Source organism: Bradyrhizobium jicamae, from assembly GCF_001440395.1.
In the GTDB taxonomy this organism is placed as follows: Bacteria; Pseudomonadota; Alphaproteobacteria; order Rhizobiales; family Xanthobacteraceae; genus Bradyrhizobium; species Bradyrhizobium jicamae.
In genome coordinates, this window is sequence record NZ_LLXZ01000118.1 from 1 (window position 1) to 24,445 (window position 24,445).

Below are 24,445 nucleotides of genomic sequence, written 5' to 3' on the forward strand. Positions count from 1 at the left end.
CCCGCGCATGTCGCGCCGCCGGCCGCTCCGCCGTCGCCGACCCCGTTCCGCGCAGCCCCCGCGGGCGATGCGGACGCCGAGGAGAAGGATCCGGCCGAAGCCGCCGCCGAAGGCGACATGGATGACGACGAGTTCGAAAACCAGATGTCGCTGGCTGCGATCGAGGCCGAGCTGAAGCCGAAGGTGGTCGAGACCTTCGACAAGATCGCTTCCGAGTACAAGAAGCTGCGCCGTCTTCAGGAGCAGGACATCGCCAACCAGCTGCAGAGCGAGTCGCTCTCGCCCTCGCAGGAGCGCAAGTACAAGAAGCTGAAGGATGAGATCATCGTCGAGGTGAAGTCGCTGCGCCTGAATCAGGCCCGTATCGACTCGCTCGTCGAGCAGCTCTACGACATCAACAAGAAGCTGGTCTCGTTCGAGGGCCGCCTGCTGCGCCTCGGCGACAGCCACGGCGTCGCGCGCGAAGACTTTTTGCGCAACTACCAGGGCTCGGAACTCGATCCGCGCTGGCTCAACCGTGTCTCGAAACTCTCCGCCAAGGGCTGGAAGAATTTCGTCCATCACGAGAAGGACCGCATCAAGGAGCTGCGCCACGAGATCCAGTCGCTGGCAGCGCTCACCGGGCTCGAGATCGGCGAATTCCGCAAGATCGTGCACGGCGTGCAGAAGGGCGAGCGCGAGGCACGCCAGGCCAAGAAGGAAATGGTCGAGGCCAACCTGCGTCTGGTGATCTCGATCGCCAAGAAATACACCAACCGCGGCCTGCAATTCCTCGACCTGATCCAGGAAGGCAATATCGGCCTGATGAAGGCGGTTGATAAATTCGAATATCGCCGCGGCTACAAGTTCTCGACCTACGCTACGTGGTGGATCCGGCAGGCGATCACGCGCAGCATTGCAGATCAGGCACGCACCATCCGCATCCCCGTGCACATGATCGAAACGATCAACAAGATCGTGCGCACCTCGCGCCAGATGCTCAACGAGATCGGCCGCGAGCCGACCCCGGAAGAGCTCGCCGAAAAGCTCGGCATGCCGCTTGAGAAGGTCCGCAAGGTTCTCAAGATCGCGAAAGAGCCGCTGTCGCTGGAAACGCCTGTTGGCGACGAGGAAGATTCACACCTCGGCGATTTCATCGAGGACAAGAACGCGATCCTGCCGATCGATGCGGCGATCCAGTCCAACCTGCGTGAGACCACCACGCGGGTTCTGGCCTCGCTCACGCCGCGCGAGGAACGCGTGCTCCGCATGCGCTTCGGCATCGGCATGAACACCGACCACACGCTGGAAGAAGTCGGCCAGCAGTTCAGTGTTACCCGCGAACGCATCCGCCAGATCGAAGCCAAGGCGCTGCGCAAGCTGAAGCATCCGTCAAGGTCGCGGAAGCTGCGGAGCTTCCTCGACAACTGATTTTGTAAGTCAGTATCGACTGTCATTGCCGGGCTTGACCCGGCAATCCATCGAAAAAGAAACGGCGGGCCGAGGCCCGCCGTTTTTGTTTCTGAGGTCTATTTCTTCTTCGCGCCCACCCGGCTGATGCTCTTGATCTCGAGCGGTGGCCGGCCGGATTTCTCGGCGATTTCGCGATCCTGCTCGCGGATGAACGCGCGGGCAGGTTCGTCGCCGTCGAGCCCGCCGAGCAGTTCGGCAGGCACGCGGCGGTTGGAGCGCTGGGAGTCGTCTTCATAAACGACGTTGAAAAAGGCGAATTCGCCTTTGGGATTGGTTCCGGGTTTTTTCGGCATGCGCGGCTTGTCCTCGATTAGGACATCGCTGTCAAAGCAAAACACGCGCGCTACGCGCCGGGCTGCCCTGCGCGCTCTGGCGGACAAGGCTCTTGCGAAAGTGGAGCCGACGGCAGGAGTGTCTCGACGCGGCGACAGCACGCGATTACGCTTCGAAACGCCATGCCGGCCCATCTCACCATCTGGTACAACACGCGCTGCCCGGTCTGCGACGCCGGCATCGACTGGCAGCGCAACAGGCTGCTGGCCGCCGTCCGCGCCGGCCGCATCTCCTTCAAGGACATCAACGAGCAGCCCGATGCGCTTTCATCCTACGGCGCGTCGCTCGACGACGTGCGTCGCCGCCTGCATGCAACGGACGAGGCCGGCCGCCTGATCGTCGGCGCCGATGTCGCGATCGCGATCTGGCAGATAACCCCGGGCGAAGGCTGGTTGGCCGCGCTCTTCGGCAATCGCCTGATGTTGCCGCTGACGCGGTTCGCGTATGATAGATTCGCCGACGTGCTGTTTGCCTGGAACAGGCGGAAGGGGCGGTGGTGATGCCGGCAGCCTCCAACACGAAGAGCGATCTCGCACCCGTGCTGACGGCCTGCTGCCTGGCCATGCTGGCCGTGGGCGACAACAGCACGGCGATCATGGCGGCGCTCCCCGACATGAAGGGCAGCCTGCAGCTTGGTCCGGCGGAGATCGAATGGGTGGTCAATGCCTATCTCTTGACCGCCGCGATCTTCATCGTCGTCGGCGGCGACGCGGCGGACCAGCTCGGCGCGCGACGATCGTCAATCGCCGGCATCGCCCTGTTCGCGCTCGCTTCGCTGCTTATTGCGCTGGCGCCGGCAGGCCTCGTCGTGGTCGCCGCACGCGCGCTGCAAGGACTGGGAGCCGCGTTCGCGGTAGCCGGCACGCTCGCGGCGGTGTCCGAAGCCGCGCCTGATGCAAAACGGGCGGAGGCGATCGGCGCCTGGACCGGCTTTCTGATGCTCGGCTTCAGCATCGGCCCGCTCGTCGGCGGGGCCGTGACGCATTATGCGGGCTGGCGCTTTATCTTCTGGCTCAACGTCGCCGCCATGGTGCCGGCCGCGCTGATGCTGCTGCGGCATCCCGGTGCCGGCGGTCGACGCGCGATGTCGATGGACTGGGTCGGCCTCGGCATTCTCGCCATCTTCATGGTGACGCTGATATCGGGATTGCAGGCGCTGGCGCATGTCCGCACCAACCCGCTGGCCGCCATCGTCCCGCTCGCGCTGGCCGGGATTGCGTTTGCGGCCCTGATCCGGACGGAGACGCGGCGCACGCAGCCGCTGGTCGATTTCAGCCTGTTCGCGAACCGCAGTTTCGCGATTGCCGCAGGCCTGTTGTTTCTTGTGATGTTCGACATCATGACGCTGCTGCTTTACTACAACCTCTTTGCGCAATCCGCCGACGGCCTCGGCATGTCAGCCATTGCGGCCGGCCTTTCCCTGCTGCCGCTCTCGGTCGCGCTGTTTGTGTTTGCGCGTGCGGCGCCTGCCATTGGAATGAGGATCGGTGCGCGGCGCATGCTGACGGGCGGATCGCTTTTGCTCGCCGTCGGCTGCGCCATCATCTGGTTGTCGTTCCAGACGAATGCGAAGTTCGCAGCCCTGATGCCCGGCCTGTTTGTCGCCGGCGTTGGTATCGCGCTCATCTACGCCTCGGCGCCGCGGCTCGGGCTGGCGACGCTGCCGCAACTGCAGGCGGGGAAGGGCTCCGGCATGCTCAATTCGTGCAGTTTTCTCGGCGGCACCGTCGGGGTGACCTTCGGAGGCATAGTGTTCGCGCTGAGCGGATTGCCCGGCGTGCTTGTGCTGCTGGGAATTTCGGCGCTGGCAAGTGCTGCGCTCTGCCTTCGGTTGCGGACGCATTGAAACTGCGCTGTATCTGAGGGAAATCTGCAAATCTCTGCCCAGCATTGATCGCGATTATCAACCACGCTTCGCCGCGTGCATGACTTCGTAAAATCACCGACCGCTTCCCCGCATCCCGCCCCAAGCGCCGCCGCCATCTGGCCGCCGCTGCGCCGTTTCATCGCCGGCGAGCGCCGCTTCGGCCGCTTCATGGCGCGGCGCCGCGCGACTAGCGCGGCTTACGAATTCTTTCGCTTCGGCGTGAAGCAGGCGTGGGCCTGTCTGTTCGGCGGCATCGCAATCTTCCTGATGATCGCCACCTGGCAGTTCTATCCGCCGGCCGCGCCGCTTCCCCGCTACGACTTCCTGTTTCTCTGCATGATCGCCGTTCAGGCCGCACTGCTCGCCGGTAGGCTGGAGACGCTTGAAGAAGCCAAGGTGATCCTGATTTATCATCTCGTCGGCACCGCGATGGAGCTCTTCAAGACACAGGTCGGCTCCTGGATCTACCCGGAGCCGAATTTCTTCCGCATCGGCGGCGTGCCGCTGTTCTCCGGCTTCATGTATTCCTGCATCGGCAGCTATATCTGCCGCGCCTGGCGGCTGTTCGATTTCGAGTTCACCGCGCACCCGCGCCGCCTCGCGCTGGCCGTGCTCAGCGTCGCGATCTACGTCAACTTCTTCAGCCATCACTACATCGTCGACCTGCGCTGGCTGCTGTTCGCGCTCGCCGGCTGGCTGTTGTTCCGCACCCGCGTCCATTTCAGGGTCTGGCACGCGCACCGTTCGATGCCGCTGCTGCTCGGCCTCGTGCTGGTGACGCTGTTCATCTGGTTTTCGGAGAATATCGGCACGTTCACGAAAATCTGGATCTATCCGTCGCAGCGGCATGGCTGGTCGATGGTATCCGTCGACAAGATCGGCTCGTGGTTTCTGCTGTTGATCATCAGCTACACGCTGGTCAGCCTGATCAACAAGCCGCGGCAGAGGTCGGATCCAGGCGGGCGATTGAGCGCGCGGTCGATGGCGGGCGTCGACAATTTATGTCGACTCAAGGCGTTAAAGCGAAAGCAGCTGATATCGACGGCGACATCCGAAAATGGAGCCAAGGTGGGCCTCTCTTGATCTAGATCAAGAAAAGGATTCCTGCGTCGCTTTGTCCTCTGTGCGCAGGATAGTGCTGCGTTCGATTCGAGCAAAAAGTCGAGGAGGGCAAGATGCCGCTTTCAATTTCGATGATCGCTTTAAGTTCTCAGCTCGTCGTTGCGGTAGCCGATCGGGTGCCGACGTTCGATATCAACCGAAGCTGTAAACTCGACGCTGCCGCCACGACTGGCCTGGTCCTTGATCAGTCCATGAAGAGCTGCGTGGACGATGAGAACAAGGCTCGACAGCAGCTCACGAGCCAATGGTCCAGTTTTCCTGCCGCGGGCAAGGCGAACTGCATCCCCCAGGAAAGCATTGGAGGGACACCAAGTTACGTCAGCTTGCTGACGTGCCTGCAGATGGGGACGTGGTCTCGGTAGTTGCGGCTGTCAGGGAAGCCGCGCAGGGAGACGCGCAATGACGTCAGCCCGAGACGGTGTTCGGGAAAGATTCAATCGCACGCCGGATTTTTCGCATCCGCGATCGTGAGGAAGGTGATCGTGGCAGGCAGCAGCTCGACCGTATCGGGTGGCGCTGTCGCCGCGGCGAGCTGCGGAAGTTCGTCATTCGGGCCAAGCTCCAGGGCCGCCCCATTCAGCTTCACGGCTTCGCTTTGCAGATCTTCCGCCGACAGCGTGTAGCGCTCGCTGGCCTCAGGCAATCGCAGCGCTATCGCATTTGTCCTGCTCGTATTGATGGCAAGCAGCGTGACGGCCCCGCGCACGCCGCGCCGGCAATGCGCGTAGAGATGCATCCCCTTGCGCACGCCGGCGTCGAGAACAATCGTGCCCATCAGCCTGCGCCACAGCAGCGCCGCCCAGTAGTTCGGCCGCGGGCGGAACGTCCCCTCGTCCAGCAGGCCGTAATCGCTCGCAGCCAGCGTGTTGTGCGCCACCACCTGGACGCCGGCTCGGGCCAGCCGGCCGAGTTGATCGAGATACCGGAACGTATCGAGGAAAGTGGAGGCCCAGGGGTTGCCGCCGCAGGCGGCCTCGGCGGTTTCGGTCAGCCACATCGGCTTACTGGCCGCAAACTCGTCCCTGAGCGACCGGTAGAACGCGCGCGTTCGCTCCGTGCTATCGAGCCAGTCTTCCGAAAGCGCGGCCTCCGGCGTGGTCTGGCCGGGAATGCCGGAGCATCGTTGCGAGAGCGCACCGTAGTGGTGATAGGAAAACGCGTCGATGCCGGGTCCTGAGGCGCTAAGCAAGTCGCGCGTGTTGATGAAGTCGGAACTGGATGGCGCCTCTGCTGTCTCGCCGATCGAACCGGGGCCGAGAATGATCGCATCCGGTTCGCTAGCCTTGATGAACGCAACAAAGGCCTTGAAGTCCCGCCCGTAAGCCGCCGCGTCGTATCCCCTGGGTGCACCGCCCATCGCGGCCAGCGTCGGCTCGTTCATGAACTCGGCAGCGGCAATTCTGCCGCCGACGGATCTGGTATAGGCGAACAAGCGACGCGCCTGGTCGCTCTGCCATAGACCCGCCGCGTCGCGGACGCCGGGGCTTGTCGCCATCGAGGTTACGATCTCTGCGCTGACAGCGCGGGCAAATTCGACAACACCCTTCCAGCGCTCGCGGCTCAGCACCGCGCGGAAGCCGTCGGGCGGCGTTGCGGGCGCCTCATCGTTCTCGGCAAAATATGTGGTGTTGGCCCAGGTACCGCTGACGCGCACGTAAGCCGGAGCCAGCGCCGCAGCCAATATGCGCAGCCGGGGATTCGATAGGTCGATCGGGCTCCGATATTCGTAGAGGTCGGGATTGCCGTCCCTTGGCATGTTTCCGACGTTGACGGCGCCGCGATCCGATGGCGCTGGGCTACTTGCCTTGTAAGGCTTCCAGAACCGTCCGCCGGTGACCTCGACCATTTCCACGTTATACGATTGAAAGCGCGCGTCGACGGTGCCGAGGCGGGGCAATCGTGAAGGGTCGACGGAAAGCGTCGGCGCCTGCGCCGCCGACTTCGGGATTGCCGCAAGCGCAGCGATCGCAATTCCCATTCCGACCTTGAGACCACTGGACCTGGTCATAGCCATTGTCCTTGGCAGCCAAAGCGGGCCCAAGCCCACGCGTTGAAGCTACGGCGCCACCAGCTCCACCCGGCGATTGAGCGCACGCCCGGCCTCGGTGGCATTGGAGCCGGCCGGCGCCAGCAGTCCGACACCCGCGGTGCGCAGCCGCGGCGCGCCGATGCCGTAGTTCTTCACCAGCTCAGCGGCGATCGCTTCGGCGCGGCGTCGCGACAGATCGAGGTTGTAGGCGTATGGCCCCTGGTTGTCGGTGTGGCCGACGATGAAGACGCTGAGCCCGACCTGGGCGTTCAGCAGTTTTGCGATCTGCTCGAGGGTGGGGCGGCTTTCGGGCTTCACCTCGGCCCTGTCGGTATCGAAATAGATTCCGTAGAGCGCGATGCGGCCGGTCTCGCGGAGGCCCTTGGCCATGACGGCAGCGTCCACCATCTTGTTCTCGATCGCGACCGGGACGGCGACGACGAGCTGCGCGTAGATATCGCGGTTGCTCTCGCTGACGATGAGGCTGACAAAAGTCTCGCGGCCGCCGTCCACCTTGCGTCCGGCAAAATAGCGGTAGTTGAAGCCGTCCACCCACATCTGCGGGATCGGCAGCGCATCGACGGCTTCCGAGAACGGAATTCCGCCGCAGGCATCGACGTCACACGCAAGCAGCGTCTCAAAGCCGGCCTTCGCCAGTTGCGTCTCGAAATTGCGCGACACCTCCAAAATCGAAGGGCCGGGATTGGTGCGATAGGCGATGCGGGTGATGCGGCCTTCCAGCCGCCGCGCGTCCGTGGGCTGGCCGTCCCTAAACGCGGCCCCTTGCATCCGCGCCGCATCGAAATCCTTCACTTCGTATCCCGTGATGACGCTGCCGCCGAAACGGCCGATGCCGGGATAATCCTTCGCGCCGACCACGTCGCGCGTCTGCGCGGCGGCGTTCGCCATCGCGCCGAGCGGCAGAGCGAGCAGCAGGAGGACCGTCCTGAACAGTGTGTGCGGTAAGCCCATGCGAAATCCATTTGTTCGAGAAACGATCGGGGGAAGGGGCGGGACGAAGTATGACTTGTAACGGTCGCGCCGGTAAATCAACCGGTTCAAATTAGTCGCAATCATGGCCGTTTTCAGGGAGATTCCGCCCCTGCGTTTTGCCGTAACCCTCGAAGCGCGGCCAAGGACGTGCTAGAAGCCGATGCTTATTTGCTGTGCTCTCTCAGGAATGGCTTTTCCATGCTCCGCATCGCATTTGCTTTCAGTGCCACCCTGGCCATGTTCGCATGCTTCAACTCCCAATCCCACGCCGCCCAATGCGGCAGCTCGTCCGGCGGTTACGAATCCTGGAAGCAGCAATTCGCCGGCGAAGCCCGCGCCAAGGGCGTCAGCGCTTCGACCATCCAGGCGCTGATGGCGACGAACTACGCGCAGGCCACCATCAATGCCGATCGCGGCCAGCGCAGCTTCAGTCTCTCGCTCGATCAGTTTCTCGCCAAGCGCGGCGCGACGACCATCGTCGCCAAGGGGCGGCAGCTCAAGCGCTCGCAGGGCGCGCTGTTCGCATCGATCCAGGAACGCTATGGCGTGCCGCCGGGGCCGCTGCTGGCGATCTGGGGGATGGAGACCGGGTTCGGCACCCAGCGCGGCAATCAGAACATGCTCGCCTCGATCGCGACCTTGGCCTATGACTGCCGGCGCTCGGCCTATTTCACCGAGCATCTTTACGCGGCGCTGCAGTTGATCGATCGCGGCGCGCTCTCGGCCAGCCAGCGCGGCTCGATGCATGGCGAGGTCGGGCAGACCCAGTTCATGCCAAAGGCCATTCTCGCCTACGGCACCGGCAATCTCGAAAACTCGGCCAATGCGCTGATGTCGACCGCGAACTTCCTGAAGGCGCATGGCTGGCGCGCCGGCGCGGGTTATCAGCCGGGCGAGCCGAACTTTGCCGCCATCCAGGCCTGGAATGCGGCCGGCGTTTATCAGAAGGCGATCGCGCTGATGGGCCGGCAGATCGACGGCGGAGAGTAGGGGCTGCACACTCCTCTCTCGGCGTCATGCCCGGGCTTGACCCGGGCATCCATCATCTTCGCAAGGTTCCTTCGAAGGGGATGGATTGCCGGGTCAAGCCCGGCAATGACGGAGGGAGAGTTTCATAGCCTCTGCCGCACCGCGTCTTCCCATGGCATAACCAAAAGCGGGAATGAACAAGGGATTCGCATGCGCATATTTCGTTGGGCCATTTGTCTCGGCGCCGCTGTCTTCGCCACCCCCACCTACGCCGCCCGCTGCGGCGGCGATTTCAACACCTTCGTTTCTGCGATGTCGCAGGAGGCGGCCGCGGCCGGCGTCTCGCAGGCCGTGATCAGCCAGGCCTTTGCCGGCGTCACGCAGGATCCGGCGGTGCTCGCCTTCGACCGCCGGCAGCGCGGCACCTTCAACAAGTCGTTCGAGCAATATGTCTCGACCCGCGTCGGCCCCGGGCGCATCAATATCGGCCGGCAGATGCTGCAGCGGCACGGCTCGCTGCTTTCGCGCATCGAACAGAAGTTCGGCGTGCCGCCGGAGATCGTGGTCGCGATCTGGGGGCTGGAGAGCGATTTCGGCAAGGGCGATGTCGGCAAGATGCCTGTCATTCGCACGCTCGCCACCATGGCGCATGATTGCCGTCGCACCGAGCTGTTCCAGGGCGAACTGCTCGCCGCGCTCAAGATCGTGCAGCGCGGCGATCTGCCGTTGCGTGATTTGATCGGCGCCTACGCCGGCGAAATCGGCCAGACGCAATTCCTGCCGTCGTCCTACATCAAATACGGCGTCGATTTCGACGGCAACGGCCACGTCGATCTGCGCCACAGCGTGCCTGACGTGCTCGCCTCCACCGCGAATTTGCTGCATGTCTCCGGCTTCAAGAACGGCGCACCCTACGGCGAGGGCACCGCGAACTTCGAAGCGATGCGCGAGTGGAACAGGGCCACGATCTATCGCAAGACGATCGGGTATTTTGCGGATCGGCTGGTCGGGCGCTAGTCATCGCCGCACAGGCAGCTTCGTAGGGTGGGTTAGCGAAGCGTAACCCACCATCCTCCGCGACGGCGGCGGATTACGCTGCGCTCATGGTTTCGTCATCAGACAAATTGCATCTCAACCCAGACACGATCAAAATCCCGCCGGGAGAGCGCCTCTTTGGGAATGCAAAAATGAAGGACGCCGCTCGCCGCCCAGATCATCTGTGCCTCCTCGTTGCTATATACCTGCAGCAGCAGCCGCCACTCCATATCCGCCTTGTCCCGCAAATCCTGGTCATCCTCCCACTTGTGCGGCAGGTTCAGCAGCTCCAGGCGACGCTGCAACTCCTCATTCGAGAGGCCGAGGAAAATCGCATACGGGTCGGCGACGCCGTGAGCCTTCAGGTATCCTCCGACGAACGGTGAATCATTGAGAGTGTATGGATAGCCGAGCAGATGATGATTAAACACGCCCTGGAAGTTCACATCCACGCCTGTCATGACGTCGATGTAGGCATTCCGCTCCGGCTCGGAGAGCCCAAGGCTCAGAATCCCCGGGGACCGCGCATCAGGCAGCGTCGGCTCCCGTGAGAAGCTTGCGTCACAGCCGGGGAATTGCAGTCGCTTGGGCAAATCAGGTGGGAAGGGAAGCTGGACGAGCGTGGCCGGATCGCCGTCGAAGTGCGACACCGTCCAGCAGGACGGATCTCCGAGCAATTGTATGAGCCCCATCTCGTTGATCGCGCAAAAGAACGAGAGCAAGCCCGAGTGCGGGAGATGCCCTTCCTCGTCATGGGCAGCAATATCAGCAAGGTTTACCTGACCCACGAAGGCCATGGGAGAGCCCTGCCAGGCCGGCCAGTTCTTGCCGGACGGCAGATCCGGTCTTCCTCCGAGCTTGGAGTTGCCGAGCGGCAGCTCTGCTTGATCGCTTGTTTGCCTGCAGTGCAGCCGGATCGAGGGCATGGAGAGCTGGATGATGTCATTCGCAACGCGCCCGAGCCCGGCGGCGGTCAAGCGCGCCGGCAAGCTTTCAGTCTCCATTCCGGCACTCCCGCGGTCCCTGTTCGCGTAATCGACTGTGCCACCGCCATGGCGCCTCCTGCAACAGCCGATCAGTACAGACCGGCGGGCATACTGAATGGGGCGGGCCGGAGATAACCGTAGGATGGGTAGAGCGAAGCGAAACCCATCGCCACGCACACCGGCATGATGGGTATCGCTTCCGCCTTCGCTCTAGCGAGCAACGGCGGACAAGTCGCTCCACCCATCCTACGGGCGGGATCCTTGCCGCGACATCTTCTCGATCCGCTTGGCGAGCACCGCCCAATACGTCGCCGGCCGAAACCGCTGCAGCAGGTCCATGAACCACGCGTCGTTGCCGATCAGAATCCGCGGCTGGTTCTTCTCGATGCCGGCGATGATGCGCTGCGCGGCGATCGGCGGGGTGGTTTTGGCGATCGTATCGAAACGGTCGATCGATTCCGCGCGGCGCGCATTGTCGGTGATGCCAGATCCGGTGCGGGAGTTGCGCACGATGTTGGTCAGCACGCCGCCGGGATGCACCACCGACAGTTTTACTGGACTGTTCGCCATCGAAAGCTCATGCCGCAGGCTTTCCGAAAAACCGCGCACCGCGAATTTCGCGGCCGCATAGGCGGTCTGGCCGGGCGGGGCGATGATGCCGAAGATCGAGGACAGGTTGACAATATGCGCCTCGCGCTGTTTCGACAGATGCGGCAGGAACGCGCGGGTGCCGTGCACCACGCCCCAGAAATTGATGTTGATCAGCCATTCCATCTGCGCCTGGTCGACCTCGTTGAAGCTGCCCATCAGTGCGACGCCGGCATTGTTGATGACGATGTTGAGCGAGGGATGCGCTGCGATCGCCGCGTCGGCAAATTCCTGGATCTGGGCGGGCTCGCCGACATCGACGCGATGGGTCGTGATGTTGCGCTTGCCGGCCTTGCCGATCTCGGCGGCAACCTCGAGCAAGCCGGCCTCGTCGCGGTCGGCGAGGGCGAGGTCGCAGCCGCGCGCGGCGAACTCGAAGGCGAGCGCGCGGCCGATGCCGCTGGCGGCGCCGGTTATCGCGGCCGCGCTTCCGGATATCGCAGTCATCGGTATCTCACTCCATCAAATGAAAAAAATCGCGGGTTCCCGCAACTTTTGCAAATTGGAACCGAACCATAAAGCGGTTTCCGCTCTTAGTGTCGAGTACCCGACAGAGTGATGCTTTTCGACCGACGCGACCTTTGCAGGAGGCTGACATGGGACAATCGAAGCCCTTCGAACGATCAAAACCTTCTCGCGCGACCGCCCTCATCGTCGAAGACGATCCGATGCAGCGGGATATGATCTGCCTCTTGCTGGAGGAAAGCGAGGTCGACGTCATCGAATGCGAAAGCGCGGAGGCAGCCGAACTGGTGCTGGAACGCGCCGCCGGCAGCCTGGTCCTGATGATGACCGACGTGCAACTCGCCGGCAATATGGACGGCGTCGAGCTCGCGCACATCGCCCGGAAATACAATCCCGAGATGGGCGTCATCGTCACCTCGGGCAAGCCGCTGCATCAGGAATTGCCCGACGGCGTCCAGTTCTGGGCCAAGCCATGGGCTCCGCTCGACGTGATCCGCACGGCGGAACGCATGGTGCATGAACGACGTAACCACCATGGAGCGCGCGCGCGTTCGTGAGCCGCCGGCCGCTTCCACGGCGGATGCCGCCGTGGTAAGGGCAGGGCATGACGCTGTCGTTCCTGTTGACCTCCCTGATCGTGGTCGCCTCGCCCGGCACCGGCGTGCTCTACACGCTGGCGGTGGCGCTGACATCGGGCGCGCGGCCGAGCGTCGCCGCGGCGTTCGGCTGCACGCTCGGCATCGTGCCGCATATGGTGGCCGCCATGCTCGGGCTCGCCGCGGTGCTGCACACCAGCGCGCTGGCGTTCGCCATGCTGAAATGGTGCGGCGTTCTCTATCTGCTCTACATGGCCTGGCAGGCGCTGCGCGAGACGGGTGCGCTCGCGGTCGATACGGGCGCGGCTGCGAAGGCGCGCTCCAGCCGGCGCGTCATTGTCACCGCCGTGCTGGTCAACATCCTCAATCCGAAACTGTCGATCTTCTTCCTCGCCTTCCTGCCGCAGTTCGTCGCCGCCGACGAGCCGCAGCCGCTGGCCCGCATGCTGGAATTGAGCGCGGCCTTCATGGCGATGACCTTTGCGGTGTTCGCAATCTACGGCCTGTTCGCCGCCGCCCTGCGCGACCGCGTCATCACCCGGCCGAAGGCGATGGCCTGGCTGCGCCGCAGCTTTGCCGCGGGATTTGCCGCGCTCGGCGCCAAGCTCGCATTCGCGGAGCGGTAGATTTTTCGCGCGGCCGCCTTTCGCGCGAAGCGATCCAAAGATCGTAGCCCGGATGAGCGAAGCGATATCCTGGACCACTCTCGCACCACCCCGGATATCGCTGCGCTCATCCGGGCTACAGGTCAGCCATCGCCGGAATCAAAAAGGCGGACCCTTGGCCCGCCATTCTCCAAAATTCACCCGGAGTTGGGAGCCCGGGCGGAGCTGAGCACTCCACCCGGGCCTGAATTCACTTCTTCTTGGCTTTCTTGGCCTTCTTGGCCTTCTTCGCCTTCGCCTTCTTCGCTTTCTTAGCCATAGTATCCTCTCAAGGTTTTCATGGATTGAAACGCGACACCGAGGCATGCTTGGCGGAGGGCCAGCCTCGCAACATCCTCGATCATGATCCCACCAGATTCGCAGGCTGATGCCGCGTGCCGTCATGGCGTTGTCATCACGTTATCCACAGTTGTTATGCAATTTGACGCGATTTTGGGTCGAAATGCGCGCCGCCATCGCCATCCGCGTCGCGCGCATCATGCTTAACGATGCCCGAACACGCGCGATCTTCATCAATTCAAAACCAAGGATTGGATTGCCCGAAGACAGTCAGGGTCCGTTAAGCGGCGCGGATGCACCTTGTTCCGCAAGACGACGGGGATCGTCGGCGAGGGAAGTCCTGGGCGGTTGTTAGACAAGAGGGGAGACGGGACGTGCGCGTCCTGAGTTCGCGATGCTGAGCGTTCCGACGCTGTGGACGGTGTTCGTCATCAATTTTCTGGCGCTGGGCCTGATCTGGGCCTACGTCATGCGCTGCTATCCGTCGTTCGAGGCCGCGCGGTTCTGGACCGGCTCGGCATTCACGGCGGCAGCCGGCGCGGCGCTGGCGACGCTGCGCGTGGTCTTTCCCGATACGCTGGTGCCGCTGCTGTTCGCCGGCACCGCGCTGATCCTGGCGATCTGCCTTGCCTCGATGGGCGTGCAGAAATTCTTCAACCGTCCGCTGTCATGGCGCAACACGCTGCTGATTACGGGTCTCGGCACCATCGGCCTGTGGTTCTTCAGCTTCGTTTACGACAGCGTGCCTGCGCGCATGACGGTCTTCACCATCGCCCAGACCGTGCCGATGGCACTGAGCGTGAAGCTGTTGCTGAGCCGGCATGAGGGCCGGGTCAATCCGGGCGCCCGGCTCGCGGGCATCGTCACGCTTCTCATCATGGCCTTGCTCGCCGTCAGGATGGTCGGCGCGGTCGCCGGCGGCGGCTTCTCCTACATGCATTTCAGCCCGTTGCAGTCGGTCGTGGTGCTGGTGCTGGTGTTCCTGTCGATGGCGCTGAATTTCGGCTTCCTGCTGATGGCGATGGACCATCTGCGCAACGAGGTCGCCGATCTCGCGCTGCTCGACGATCTCACCGGGGTCGGCAACCGCCGCTATCTGCTGCAGCGGCTGACGGAAGAGTGCATGCGCTCGGAGCGCAGCGGCCAGCCGTTTGCGCTCCTGGTAATCGATCTCGACGGCTTCAAGGGCATCAACGATACCCATGGCCACGCGGCCGGCGACGCCTGCCTGCAGCATTTCACCCTGATGGCGCAAACCCGGCTGCGGCCCGGCGACATGCTGGCGCGGACCGGCGGCGACGAGTTCTGCATCGTGCTGCCGTCCTCGACGCTGCGCGAGGGCGCCATGATCGCGCGGCGCGTGCTGGAGGTCTGCCGCGCCGATGCCGAACAATGCAGCGGCAACGACATTCCGATCGCGGTGTCGATCGGCGTTGCACAATGGAGCCGCGAGATGGGCGCCTATCCCGACCGCCTGATTGCGGCCGCCGACCACGCGCTCTACGACGCCAAGAAGGCCGGCCGCAACGGCTTTGCCGCCTACGACCCGGCGCCGCCGCTGGCGCCCGCACGGCAAGCGCGCCGATGTCCGACATGGCCCTGCGCAAGCGGGCATGAAGCATGCTATCTGAGGTCCGCCACCGGACCTCGCGCATGAATCTCCGTCTCGTCGCGGCTTTACTCTTCGCCCTCATATTTCCCGCGTGCGCCTCCGCGCAAACGCCCGACCTCGCCACGATCGCGCGGGCATCCGGCACGCCTGACATTCCTGGCCTGAAGATGGTCTGGCTGGCGCCGTGGGGCGACCTCGCCAAGGCCCATCCGTGGCGCAACATCATCGTGCACCAGACCGAAGGCCCGGCCGGCTCGGCGCGCGGCGGCGCGCAGGCGCAGTCGAAGAACCCGACGCGGCGCGGCGTCATGGTCTGGGTGGAGACCGACGGCACCGTGTACTGGGCGGTCGGCGAACATCTCGTCCCGACCCATGGCGACGGCGCCAACCGCAACGACAATAAATACATCGACAACAAGCCGACCTATCGGCAGGTGGTCGGCAACAATTCGGTCGGCGTCGAATTCGCCGGCAACTATCCCGACGTGACCCGCGGCCCCACCGAAGCGCAAATCGCGGCGTGGAAAATCCTGCTGAAGGTGCTGCGTGCGCGGTACGGCATCCCGCTCGATCGCGTCTACGCGCACAACTGGATCGACTACAAGGACGCGCGCTATTGCGAGGGGTGCGCGTTGGCGAAGATGGCGCGGGAGTGGGGGGAGTAGGGTGGGCGGCGTGCAGCCGGCCGCCGCGGCGAACTTCGCTGTGTCATACGCGGGCTTGACCCGCGTATCCATCATGCTTCGCAAGAGTCTCGCTGAGGAGATGGATGGCCGGGTCAAGCCCGGCCATGACAATCTCGCAAAGCTCGTCCCCAAAAACAAAAAGCCGGCGTCGCCGCCGGCTTTCATCACTTGATACCTCTGCCGCGAATTAATGCGCGGCTTCGAGTTCGGCTTCCTGCCGGGCGATCGTGCCCTTGACGGCCGATTGCACCTTCTCGAAAGCGCGGACCTCGATCTGCCGCACGCGTTCGCGCGAGACGCCGAATTCGGCGGCGAGGTCTTCCAGCGTCATCGGCTCTTCCGCCAGGCGCCGCGCCTCGAAGATGCGGCGTTCGCGCGGGTTGAGCACGCCGATGGCGCCGTTCAACGCCTTGCGGCGGTGATCGAACTCCTCGTGCTCGGCCATCACGGCTTCCTGGTTGGGCGAGTTGTCGACCAGCCAGTCCTGCCATTCGCCGGCTTCACCGTCGTCGCGGATCGGCGCGTTGAGCGACGCGTCGCCACCGAGGCGGCGGTTCATGTCGATCACGTCCTGATCCGTCACGCCGAGGCGCTTGGCAATCAGCTTCACCTGGTCGGGACGGAGATCGCCCTCGTCCAGCGCGGAGATCTTGCTCTTCGCCTTGCGCAGGTTGAAGAACAGCTTCTTCTGGTTCGCGGTGGTTCCCATTTTCACGAGCGACCAGGAACGCAGGATGTACTCTTGAATCGAGGCCTTGATCCACCACATGGCGTAGGTGGCGAGACGAAAACCCTTCTCGGGCTCGAACCGCTTGACCGCCTGCATCAGGCCGACATTGCCTTCCGAGACGACTTCGGAGATCGGCAAGCCGTAGCCGCGATAGCCCATGGCGATCTTGGCCACGAGCCGGAGATGGCTGGTGACAAGGTGATGTGCCGCGTCGCGATCGTCATGCTCGCGCCAACGCTTGGCGAGCATGTATTCCTGCTGGGGCTCCAGCATTGGGAATTTGCGGATCTCGGCGAGGTATCTTGAAAGACCGGATTCTCCATTGAGAACCGGCAACGTAGCTGTACGGGCCATTGAGCGCCCTCCAGTGGTTCAGGCCCCCGATAGCGGCGGGCCCGGCAGGTGATCGCTGTGTTAAAGCCGACCAGGCTGCGATGTTCCGCGCTGGATATTCAGCGCAGGTGCAACATACTCGAAAACGAACAAATAGGGAAGGAATGCTGACGTCACGTCCCCGTGTGTCAGCTATAACCTGTTGTCATAACTAAGCTTTTCTGAAGGGGCTGCGTCATACGGCCGCTTCCAGGGCGATTTGCAGGAGACGCAAATCCTCCGGCAGGGCCGCCTCCCAATGCAAAAATTCCCCGGTTCGGGGGTGTTCCAGGGCGAGCAGATAGGCGTGCAGGGCCTGCCGGCCGAGGGCGGTGAGCGTATCCTTACCTTTGATGCCGAGCTGCCCGGCCTTGGTCTTGAAGTGCGGGCCATAGACGGCATCGCCCATCAGGGGGTGACCGATATGGGCGAGGTGCACCCGGATCTGATGGGTTCGTCCGGTCTCGAGCTGGCAGGCGAGCAGCGAGGCGATCGGCTTGCCGCTGCGTCCCTGATACGCGGCTTGCAGCTCCCAATGGGTGATGGCCTCGCGGCCGCCTTCGCGCACCGCCATCTTCTCGCGGGCATGGGGGTGCCGGTCGATCGGCGCATCGACCGTGCCGCGCTGGCGATTGGGCACGCCCCAGATGAAGGCCATGTAGCCGCGCTGCATTGGGCCGGTGCGACCGTGATCGGCGAATTGCGCGGTCAGCGATTGATGCGCGTGATCGTTCTTGGCGACCACCATCAGGCCGGTCGTGTCCTTGTCCAGCCGGTGCACGATGCCCGGCCGGCGGACACCACCAATCCCTGAAAGGCTGGCGCCGCAATGGGCGATCAGCGCGTTCACCAGCGTGCCGGTCTCGTGCCCCGCGGCCGGGTGGACGACCAGCCCCTTCGGCTTGTCGATGACGATGATGTCGTCATCCTCAAAAACGATATCGAGCGCGATATCCTCGCCCAACGGCTCCGGCGGCGCGGCTTCGGGAACGTCGATTGTGATCGTATCGCCGGCCGCTACATGATAAGCGGGGTCGCGGATGGGGGCGCCTTTGGCCGAGACGGAACCGGCCAGGATCAGCGCTTTCAGCCGCGAGCGCGACAGTTCCGGGCGGAGCACCGCGAGCACGCGGTCGAGGCGGGGCGATCCCTCGTCGCCGCCGACCGTAACCTCCAGCCTTTGACCGCCGTTCGTTGATCCCTGTTCCAAAACCGAGCCTTGTTAAGAGCCTTGCATGACCGATACCGTTGCGCCCGAACCGACCCCCGAGCAGGCCGCGCTGATCGCGCGGGTGCGGCGGATGATGCTGATCGCGGGCCTGACCTCGGCGCTTGCGGTGGCCGTGGTCCTGATCGCCGTCGGGTACCGCCTTTACCGCGGCGAGGGAAGCCCCACGGCGGCCACGACCGACATCATCGAGACCCTGCCCAAGGGCGCCCGCATTGTCGCGACCGCGGTCGCCGGCGAGCGGCTGGTGCTGACGCTTGATATCGCCGGGGTCACCGAAATCCGCACGTTTGACGCCAAAACGCTGAAACCGGCCGGAAAGCTGCGATTCGTGAGCGAACCCTGAGTCCTGCGCGATCGGCCGAAAATGCCCGGACCCGGTGCGAGGAGGCGAAGCAACAGGTTTACCCAACCGTGCAAAGGCCCGCAGACTTGCCTTGCCCACCGCACATTTCGCGGCTATTCCCTGAAGCCAACGCTCCCTTCGTCTAGCGGTTAGGACGCGGCCCTCTCAAGGCTGAAACAGGGGTTCGATTCCCCTAGGGAGCGCCAATAAAATCAAGTACTTGCGCGATTTCTCGATTTTCGGCTTGGAGCTGGGTAAGCATCGGGTAAGCAGCCGGAGCGGCTTCGGCCCAATAATTCAAATTTCCGGGCATTTTCGGACGAATTAGTTGTCCGTTGAAATCAGGCACAACTCTCAATTTTGGCCCGTAATTCAAATTCCTCTTTTATGGAGAGGGTAAGTCATGACGCAAATTTGGAGGCGCGGCAATGGATCGGGATAGAGTGTTGCGTGAGCTTCCGTATCGCATGCAGGCAATTGACACGCTCAACCTGGCTCTCACCCTCAGCGCCGCATTGGGCGCAGCGCCAATGACGCTCTACGCTGGCGACAAGCTGGTAGTAGAAGGCACTCTGCACGGTTTCACCAATCCAGCGATTGAAGCCGGGATAATGCATTGTCGCGCGCTGCTGGAGTTCCTTGGGCTGTGCGAAAAGAACGGGAAACTTGATAACCGCACTGGCCGCCGCTCCACCGACATCGGTATCGAGTACTTCAGCACACCCGCCGGTACGCCGCTCAAGATGGTCACGCCTGACGATGCCGCAGACCGTTACCCCGGTCCAAGCGATGAAGCAAAGAATGCGCTACTTGCCGTCTTTCAGGTGGCAAACAAAGAGCTGGCGCACGTTACTGAGGATTTGAGAGACAGTCCGGAGCATGCCCGCTTAATTGAAATCGCAAGCCGCGGCATACCCGTGCTGATGGTCGGCTGCTTTTACAGGCCGTTGGGCTTGTCCGCACCGGACTATAAGCTCACGCATCGACCGCGCGACAAGGATTAGGACTAATCCTCATCACTGCACTGATTGATGGTGTTCCCAAGTCGCCTGCAGGCGCGATACTTCCAGGTTCAACGAAGCTTCCACGCCAGATCTCGCGACCGGCCTTCTCGGCGCCGCGCTGCTCTTCCGCATACTGCCCCTTCGAATACTGGGGCCAGTCGAGCGCGAAGCCATTCGTGACAAGCCACTTTCCGATATCCGGCCCGGGCTCCCCGAGAAAGCAGACGGCCACCGTGCGCCCGTACTGATCACGTCCGGTCGGGGAGCACGCAACGGGGTGAGGGATGCCGATGAAAAGTGTGGCCAGTGCATTCGCAGCCAACCGGCCGCATTGGTAATGCTTGCTATCGTCGCCCCGGCAAAGCTGATCAGATTCCAGCGCGTCAATGCCCCAGAGCCGAATACGCTGGCCGTGTATCTCGATCGTGTCGCCGTCGATGACGGAAGCTTTGCCAACAATATCAGGCGCACAAGCCGGTGCGATCGAGCCAGCCAGCATTGCAGGCAACAGGAGCGCTCGCACGGTCATTGACTACCCCTCACTGAAATTCGCGTTTTGTTGCTCGCTAGTCGGAACCATGGGGCCCCAAAAAGGGGGGGGGTACTTTCGAATAAAAAATCAACGCTTCTCAGGATGGAATCTTGCACTCACGCTATTTGCGTACCTTACAATCCGCCTGATACTCAGAAATGATCGGCTCACCAAACAGCCAGGAGTGCCGTGAGTGGAAGGCGATTGCTTTTCCACCAATCGGCTCAGAAACACTGGTCATGAAGCCGTTGCCCGTCTTAGAAAATTGAACCAAGACCGCTTTTTTCTGTGATGGAATGAATGAAACCTCATCCGAGCCGGCGTTGCCGATCATCATGGCGGTGTGCTTGTCGTAGTCGAAATTCGAAAGCGTAATTGCCAGCGTGTCTTTTGGCACTGTCGTAGCAAGCTTGCCTTGCTCTATGGTAGTACTCAATTGACCTCGGAAAAGACAATCCAGTGTAATGAATTGAAAGGGTCTTTCTTGGGCCCGCGCATCGCACGAATAGAATTCCGCCAGGATTAGGACAAGAAGGCAGCCCCACAGTGTGTTTCGCGTCGGACGATTCATGACCAGTGTTTCCAAAGAAGGGCAGCCAACAGGATTGGCGTGGAAATTTGGGCTATAAATCTCGCCGTCTCTACCGAAAGCACTAACAGCGCATTGCGCTGCTCTAGACTGTAACTCTCAATATCCTCGCGGCTATTCATCTGCTCCATCACCTTTCTTGGTTGTGCACTCCGCGCCGGCTGGACTTGGAAAGAACTGGTGTAGCCATTCAAGCTTGGCTTTATCAAAGGAACGACGGCACTCCATTGCCGGTCCCCACCAACTCGGGATGAACGATATCAGCGCTTCCCCAGCTTGGAGGGCTAACCTGCCCATTTCAGAAAGTTGTGCCTCAAGTGCTCCCTTTTCTACAAACGGGCCGATAACGGCATCGCCACCGATTTCGGGGCGCATCATAAGTGCCGACTTCATCGTCGGATGCGCGGCCAGCTCCGAAAAGAGCTGGTAAAGTTCCGCGCGTTTTTTTGCTTTGTGCCCGTACCGCTTGTCCAGCGCCTCTCTCACCCGGATCGGCGAGAATTTCTTTCTGATCTGCTGCTTGTCTGAAAATCTCCACTCCTTGATTAGCGACGGTTCGCCCCTAAACAGATCAAGGAGAAAGATGGTCTCAAGTATGTCGCGCATCACAAGGGTGCTATTCTGCGAATAGCCCGACAACGCGAGTTTGAGCGATGAAGCGAAGGCGTTGAATATCCTCATCCCCAGCAGCTGGGGTACCTTTAGGTCTTCGTCGTCGGTCGGAAACTTTCTCAGGGTATCAGCGACATCCATCGTCAGCTCAACGACCATGAGGTGTAAGCCTAGGTCATTGTGTCGGATGATCTCTAATGACTTATCTCGCAACTCCTGCTCTGCGTGATGCAATCGTTGAAAGTTCTCAGGCAAATCGTAAGCCATGTCGCTTTCATATTCTTCTATTCTTGCAACCACAGCCGCAAGCGTGAATGCTTGGTAAATCTAGCTAAGCTGGGCTTGTTTTCGATTATGCAGATCGAAACCAATACCAAAGCCGCGCGAACAAATAGCCACACACGAGACCAACTAAACCAACGGCTGTGAAGAGCGACGCCCAAGCGGGCGGCTCATAGGACGCGCTGTTCGTCAATCCAATGAGCAACACGGGAACAGATACTACAGTGAGGAAGATTCCCAACCGGTGGCCCTTGCGACGGAGCCGGATTGCCGAAGTGTCCCCATCTTCAGTAACCGAGGGGCTGAGCCCGGTAGCCATTTTTCTATCCCTCTGCACTGGGCGCTTCACGGGTATGCCATAGAAGGTCGCCTTCACCCGCTTCGACACCAGCATATAAGGTATCCAAACGGTTGCGATCACCAACGAGCGCGCCACATCCTTGAAGACCTCAGGATCAGACGTCGTGCCAGAGTTAATAAGCACGATCCAAATTCCAAAATTGAAAAGCAGCTGAAGGACGCAAAGCCCGATGAACAGCCTTGGGTATAGCGGATCGAGACGCGACAGCAGCACGCAGGTATACAGCCATCCGATAGCCAATCCTACACACGTCAGACCCGCGCCGAGGATGATGATCTTGGCCTGATCGGGAAGGCTATCGGAATAGAATCGAAGGTTCTCGTACGCCGCATAACCCATGAACAGCGGCGACAGGTACGTCCCAATCGCCGGCAGCACGAGCCAGCCCCCAACTTTGTCGTACAGGCCATCCTCGGTTAGAGGAGAAGGTTCAATCGCGACCATAGAAGCCCCCGCCGCAAGCGCCCTCAGATTACAACCACTCCGAGCGCATTTTCCAGAACTATCACTTTCTTTTCCTCATCCTTACGCCCGGCCCACCGCCGTTCTCCGGGTGAACTCGACACCCCAGCCCCCGTTTTCCCAGGCTGCCTCGTCCAACGCTATCAAACCTTCAGCCCCAGTAAAAAAGGTTGGCGCGCTCCGGCGTGGCCGCAAGCTTACCCGCACCAGGTTGCTCTATCGCTACCAATCCTTCCTCATGAAAGAACTCCAAACCCTCAGCTTGAACCTGTACGGCGATCGGGACTGCGCGCTGCAATACATAGCCGAGGACGACGCGGTAAACCTGCGTTGCAGCGGCCGTCACAAGTATCCGTTCTTTGACGAGAGCAAGCTTGCAGATCGCGCGCGAAGTGTCCTCAAGAGCCTGAAGATCGACACTAAGCGATTCGACGTGTTGGGGAGCCACAGCGTCACCTGGGCCACCTCTGAGTCGTGGCCCTCCCGCGCGGCAAAATAGCTTCGCGCAAACTCGGGGGGCGAACCCGCCACTCCTGACCGTTGAGCCAACCAGAAGCCTACCCTAGGGGTCGCCCCGAACGACGACGGGCGACCCCCTTATAGTTCGATGGCTACTCATCATCGTCGCCAGAAGCCGCGTCGGCCCATTCAAGGTCGCACACCACCCGTGCTTCCACCGAGCTTTCGGCGCTAAAATACTTGGCATTCTCGGCTAGGAGCCGGCGAGCTGCCTCTTCGGCCTTCTTCTTTGAATTGCACCGTTCATGCACAAAACTGTCGGTCCTTCCAGTACGCCGGGAAGCATCCCAGCGGATCACATCGATCGAGGCGTACCAGACGCCAGACCCTGTGCGATAGCGAGCCAGAATTTCTCGACGACGATCCGCGGCCTCCGCTATGCCTAGCCAAACGGCATTGTCGAGATCATCTTTCGCAAGCCTGCGAGCTTCGAAAGCAAATCCTTTCAACGCGGGCTCTGTTAGAAACTCCATCTTGCTGTCAATGCCACAGATATGTGTTTGGATTTCGCGAATGGCTTCCTTCGCCTCGAACGTTACCGGGGGTGGCTTTGGAGCAACGCCCTTGGCCTGTTGGACTGTGGGCGTGGCAGCGCGATTGCGCTTCCAAATATCGTCGGAAATCAAATCCAAATCTTGCTTAGACAACGTCCAGCGATTGTCGCGTTCCCATTTTTCACGGTTCAGCTTTGGAGAGAGAGCGACCACCTTCGACTTGATCCGCTTCGACCGCTCCAGGGCATCGAACGTGTCCATTGCCTCGAAGCCACTGTTGATGAGAGATTCGTGAACTTTGCCGGCGGCATCAAAATGCAGGAAGCTGCCATCGGCCCTTGTAATCCGAGCTGGCTTGCCTTCCTCCAGATCTACAATCACGTTTGCAACTTTTTGCTTAGTGCCGGCGAATTGAGGCATCGCGTCGGAGCCGTGGACTAAGCCCTCCATCACCCGCTGCGAGATGCGCTGAAGGCCGTCATCGGCAAAGATGTAAAAGCGGATTGAAACTGTCATTGGGCCTCACGCAGGGTATTCTACTTCTTGGGATTGTGCCGACGCCTACTTTTCTCTTTCACGTCCTCTAAGCGCCGAATTTGCTCATAAAACTCGCTTTCGGCAGTACTGTGCTGGGTCAGCTGATCGACAAGTTCGGAGGCCATCATCCTTAGTCCCGCTTTGATAATCCCGGCGACAGCGTCGTTCCGGGCATTGGTGCCATCCTCCTCCCAGCGTCGCCTGGATGCCTCGTCAACCTCCTTGATCCACGGCCGGTATTCGATCAGCGCCGCGCGACTATCGAGGATTTGGTGGACAGTCCTTGGAGTAGGAAGAGCGCCATCGTGAGCAATAGCATACGCCTGAAGCGACGCCGTCAGTTTTTCCGTTTGGCGCAACAGATCGAGCGGCTTGCCTGACCCACTGGTGATCCGAAGGAAGTTTGCTGCGAACCTTCGAAGGTCTCGGGTCAATTGATCATGAGCCCGCTTCTTGAGGATATCCTTTTCGGATTGCTCGCTTACGACTCTTAGCGCCATGACGGTATCCCCAGCAGTCCACTCATGATTCCCCATCACGGCACTGGGAGCAACAGGGCACGCCCCCACCGAAGCACAGGGGATTTTTTAATCAAAGGTACCCGCCCTTTCCTGGGCCCACGCTCCGACTAGCAAGCAAC

Annotated in this window: 28 protein-coding genes and 1 tRNA gene; 15 read left to right on the plus strand and 14 right to left on the minus strand. The window is 61.7% G+C overall.

The annotated features are described in order from the left end of the window. Positions 1-1,410, plus strand: a 1,410-nt coding sequence (gene rpoD / locus CQ12_RS18860) for an RNA polymerase sigma factor RpoD (protein ID WP_057836809.1), incomplete at its 5' end; no start/stop codon positions are given. Between the two features lie 98 nt (positions 1,411-1,508). On the opposite strand, the gene CQ12_RS18865 is transcribed toward rpoD, so the two are convergent. Continuing rightward, complete coding sequence (locus CQ12_RS18865; RefSeq protein WP_057836810.1) at positions 1,509-1,745, minus strand: hypothetical protein; 237 nt, start codon at positions 1,743-1,745, stop codon at positions 1,509-1,511. A gap of 162 nt (positions 1,746-1,907) precedes the next feature. Between CQ12_RS18865 and CQ12_RS18870 the strand changes: the two genes are divergently transcribed. The 4 genes from CQ12_RS18870 to CQ12_RS18885 all read left to right on the plus strand — a co-directional run bounded on the left by CQ12_RS18870 (position 1,908) and on the right by CQ12_RS18885 (position 5,136). Beyond that, positions 1,908-2,285, plus strand: coding sequence for a thiol-disulfide oxidoreductase DCC family protein (locus tag CQ12_RS18870; protein WP_057836811.1), 378 nt, complete (start codon positions 1,908-1,910; stop codon positions 2,283-2,285). Continuing rightward, on the plus strand, positions 2,285-3,631 hold the full coding sequence (locus CQ12_RS18875; RefSeq protein ID WP_057836812.1) for an MFS transporter: 1,347 nt from the start codon (positions 2,285-2,287) through the stop codon (positions 3,629-3,631). The genes CQ12_RS18870 and CQ12_RS18875 overlap by 1 nt, the downstream gene beginning before the upstream one ends. Positions 3,632-3,706: 75 nt before the next feature. Continuing rightward, complete coding sequence (locus CQ12_RS18880; RefSeq protein ID WP_245309999.1) at positions 3,707-4,735, plus strand: DUF817 domain-containing protein; 1,029 nt, start codon at positions 3,707-3,709, stop codon at positions 4,733-4,735. Between the two features lie 92 nt (positions 4,736-4,827). Next, on the plus strand, positions 4,828-5,136 hold the full coding sequence (locus tag CQ12_RS18885) for a hypothetical protein (RefSeq protein WP_157088328.1): 309 nt from the start codon (positions 4,828-4,830) through the stop codon (positions 5,134-5,136). A gap of 71 nt (positions 5,137-5,207) precedes the next feature. Here the strand turns inward: CQ12_RS18885 and CQ12_RS18890 are convergent, their stop codons facing one another. Then, positions 5,208-6,782, minus strand: a complete 1,575-nt coding sequence (locus CQ12_RS18890) for a glycosyl hydrolase family 79 N-terminal domain-containing protein (RefSeq protein ID WP_057836814.1) — start codon at positions 6,780-6,782, stop codon at positions 5,208-5,210. A 48-nt stretch (positions 6,783-6,830) separates the two neighbouring features. Then, positions 6,831-7,775, minus strand: coding sequence for an OmpA family protein (locus CQ12_RS18895; RefSeq protein ID WP_057836815.1), 945 nt, complete (start codon positions 7,773-7,775; stop codon positions 6,831-6,833). Positions 7,776-8,033: 258 nt separating this feature from the next. On the opposite strand from CQ12_RS18895, the gene CQ12_RS18900 reads away from it, so the two are divergent. Beyond that, entirely contained in the window at positions 8,034-8,786 is a 753-nt protein-coding gene (locus CQ12_RS18900; RefSeq protein ID WP_245310013.1) for a lytic murein transglycosylase, read from the plus strand. A gap of 189 nt (positions 8,787-8,975) precedes the next feature. Beyond that, a complete protein-coding gene (locus CQ12_RS18905; protein ID WP_057836817.1) occupies positions 8,976-9,782 on the plus strand; it encodes a lytic murein transglycosylase in 807 nt (268 codons plus the stop codon). Positions 9,783-9,880: 98 nt separating this feature from the next. On the opposite strand, the gene CQ12_RS18910 is transcribed toward CQ12_RS18905, so the two are convergent. After that, positions 9,881-10,804: a YwqG family protein gene (locus CQ12_RS18910; RefSeq protein ID WP_057836818.1), complete on the minus strand. Its 924-nt coding sequence runs from the start codon at positions 10,802-10,804 to the stop codon at positions 9,881-9,883. A gap of 228 nt (positions 10,805-11,032) precedes the next feature. Next, positions 11,033-11,881: an SDR family NAD(P)-dependent oxidoreductase gene (locus tag CQ12_RS18915; protein WP_057836819.1), complete on the minus strand. Its 849-nt coding sequence runs from the start codon at positions 11,879-11,881 to the stop codon at positions 11,033-11,035. Positions 11,882-12,030: 149 nt separating this feature from the next. On the opposite strand from CQ12_RS18915, the gene CQ12_RS18920 reads away from it, so the two are divergent. The 5 genes from CQ12_RS18920 to CQ12_RS18940 all read left to right on the plus strand — a co-directional run bounded on the left by CQ12_RS18920 (position 12,031) and on the right by CQ12_RS18940 (position 15,909). Continuing rightward, entirely contained in the window at positions 12,031-12,456 is a 426-nt protein-coding gene (locus CQ12_RS18920) for a response regulator (protein ID WP_057836820.1), read from the plus strand. Between the two features lie 47 nt (positions 12,457-12,503). After that, positions 12,504-13,121 carry a LysE family translocator gene (locus tag CQ12_RS18925; RefSeq protein ID WP_057836821.1) on the plus strand — a complete coding sequence of 206 codons (618 nt, stop codon included), beginning with the start codon at positions 12,504-12,506 and terminating at the stop codon, positions 13,119-13,121. A 712-nt stretch (positions 13,122-13,833) separates the two neighbouring features. Next, a complete protein-coding gene (locus tag CQ12_RS18930; protein WP_083519368.1) occupies positions 13,834-15,096 on the plus strand; it encodes a GGDEF domain-containing protein in 1,263 nt (420 codons plus the stop codon). Next, on the plus strand, positions 15,093-15,716 hold the full coding sequence (locus CQ12_RS18935; protein WP_057836822.1) for a peptidoglycan recognition protein family protein: 624 nt from the start codon (positions 15,093-15,095) through the stop codon (positions 15,714-15,716). Before CQ12_RS18930 ends, CQ12_RS18935 begins: the two co-directional genes overlap by 4 nt. Before the next feature lies 1 nt (position 15,717). After that, complete coding sequence (locus CQ12_RS18940; RefSeq protein WP_057836823.1) at positions 15,718-15,909, plus strand: hypothetical protein; 192 nt, start codon at positions 15,718-15,720, stop codon at positions 15,907-15,909. 15 nt (positions 15,910-15,924) lie between these two features. Here the strand turns inward: CQ12_RS18940 and rpoH are convergent, their stop codons facing one another. After that, complete coding sequence (rpoH, locus tag CQ12_RS18945; protein WP_057836824.1) at positions 15,925-16,821, minus strand: RNA polymerase sigma factor RpoH; 897 nt, start codon at positions 16,819-16,821, stop codon at positions 15,925-15,927. 214 nt (positions 16,822-17,035) lie between these two features. Further along, positions 17,036-18,016, minus strand: coding sequence for an RluA family pseudouridine synthase (locus CQ12_RS18950; RefSeq protein ID WP_057836922.1), 981 nt, complete (start codon positions 18,014-18,016; stop codon positions 17,036-17,038). Between the two features lie 58 nt (positions 18,017-18,074). Here CQ12_RS18950 and CQ12_RS18955 point away from each other — a divergent pair, with 58 nt between their 5' ends. The 3 genes from CQ12_RS18955 to CQ12_RS18965 all read left to right on the plus strand — a co-directional run bounded on the left by CQ12_RS18955 (position 18,075) and on the right by CQ12_RS18965 (position 19,417). After that, positions 18,075-18,413, plus strand: coding sequence for a hypothetical protein (locus CQ12_RS18955; protein ID WP_057836825.1), 339 nt, complete (start codon positions 18,075-18,077; stop codon positions 18,411-18,413). A 131-nt stretch (positions 18,414-18,544) separates the two neighbouring features. Beyond that, positions 18,545-18,619: transfer RNA gene (locus tag CQ12_RS18960), tRNA-Glu, on the plus strand. A gap of 222 nt (positions 18,620-18,841) precedes the next feature. Next, positions 18,842-19,417 carry a hypothetical protein gene (locus CQ12_RS18965; protein ID WP_057836826.1) on the plus strand — a complete coding sequence of 192 codons (576 nt, stop codon included), beginning with the start codon at positions 18,842-18,844 and terminating at the stop codon, positions 19,415-19,417. Here the strand turns inward: CQ12_RS18965 and CQ12_RS18970 are convergent. The 7 genes from CQ12_RS18970 to CQ12_RS19000 all read right to left on the minus strand — a co-directional run bounded on the left by CQ12_RS18970 (position 19,389) and on the right by CQ12_RS19000 (position 24,305). Further along, positions 19,389-19,946 carry a thermonuclease family protein gene (locus CQ12_RS18970; RefSeq protein WP_347337437.1) on the minus strand — a complete coding sequence of 186 codons (558 nt, stop codon included), beginning with the start codon at positions 19,944-19,946 and terminating at the stop codon, positions 19,389-19,391. The genes CQ12_RS18965 and CQ12_RS18970 overlap by 29 nt on opposite strands. 124 nt (positions 19,947-20,070) lie before the next feature. After that, positions 20,071-20,520 carry a hypothetical protein gene (locus CQ12_RS18975; protein WP_157088330.1) on the minus strand — a complete coding sequence of 150 codons (450 nt, stop codon included), beginning with the start codon at positions 20,518-20,520 and terminating at the stop codon, positions 20,071-20,073. 132 nt (positions 20,521-20,652) lie between these two features. Continuing rightward, positions 20,653-21,417 carry a hypothetical protein gene (locus CQ12_RS18980; RefSeq protein WP_057836828.1) on the minus strand — a complete coding sequence of 255 codons (765 nt, stop codon included), beginning with the start codon at positions 21,415-21,417 and terminating at the stop codon, positions 20,653-20,655. An 85-nt stretch (positions 21,418-21,502) separates the two neighbouring features. Next, a complete protein-coding gene (locus tag CQ12_RS18985) occupies positions 21,503-22,237 on the minus strand; it encodes a DUF2569 domain-containing protein (RefSeq protein WP_057836829.1) in 735 nt (244 codons plus the stop codon). A 169-nt stretch (positions 22,238-22,406) separates the two neighbouring features. Then, the gene (locus tag CQ12_RS43950; protein WP_157088331.1) at positions 22,407-22,703 is read right to left on the minus strand and encodes a hypothetical protein; all 297 of its coding nucleotides are present in this window, start codon (positions 22,701-22,703) and stop codon (positions 22,407-22,409) included. Between the two features lie 163 nt (positions 22,704-22,866). Beyond that, positions 22,867-23,784, minus strand: a complete 918-nt coding sequence (locus tag CQ12_RS18995; RefSeq protein WP_057836831.1) for a hypothetical protein — start codon at positions 23,782-23,784, stop codon at positions 22,867-22,869. Between the two features lie 20 nt (positions 23,785-23,804). Next, the gene (locus CQ12_RS19000) at positions 23,805-24,305 is read right to left on the minus strand and encodes a hypothetical protein (protein WP_157088332.1); all 501 of its coding nucleotides are present in this window, start codon (positions 24,303-24,305) and stop codon (positions 23,805-23,807) included. Positions 24,306-24,445: the final 140 nt, after the last annotated feature.